Below are 621 nucleotides of genomic sequence, written 5' to 3' on the forward strand. Positions count from 1 at the left end.
GCGTCCGCAGATGGCGAGCAGGCGGGCCAGGCGGGCTTCGACGCGTGACGGTTCAGTGGTCACGTCGATGTCGGCGTCGTCGGGGGTGATGATGTCGACGACGTCGTAGCCACCGGTGCTGCCGGCCGGCAACGGTGTACCCGTATCGGGTGGGTCTGGTGGTTGCCGGTGGATTTTGGCACGCACCTTCGCGAGCCCGGCGGTGAAGTCGGGCCCGACGTCGGGCAGTTTGTTGACCCGTTTCGGGTGAGGTGGGGCACCGGGGGCGGCGTTGCGCCGCCACCAGCAGCGTCCCGCGAGGGGTCCGTCCCGGTAGATGCCGGTGGTGTACTGACCGAGGCGGTCACCGACCATCCGGTTGTGTTTCGGGCAGGCGGGGGCGAGGTCGTCGATGTTGGTGAGCCCGCCCTTCGCATAATCCAGGGTGGCGTGGTGGATTTCCGAATGCGCGGCCGGTTGCGAACACCCGGGGTGCGAGCACACTTGTCCGTCGGGTTTGGCGAACAGGGCGATGCGTTGCCCGCGGCTGGCCAGCCGGGCACGCCCCAAATACAGGGGCACGGTGGTGTGCTCACCGAAGACCGCCAACCAGGGTTGCGCGTCGGCAGCCAACCGGATGAC

Annotated in this window: 1 pseudogene; it reads right to left on the minus strand. The window is 68.6% G+C overall.

Going from position 1 to position 621, the window contains the following annotated elements:
* A pseudogene (locus ACPXB3_RS22465) lies at positions 1-621 on the minus strand (HNH endonuclease); the annotation flags it as partial.

The organism is Gordonia sp. DT219 (assembly GCF_049847065.1).
GTDB lineage: Bacteria > Actinomycetota > Actinomycetes > Mycobacteriales > Mycobacteriaceae > Gordonia.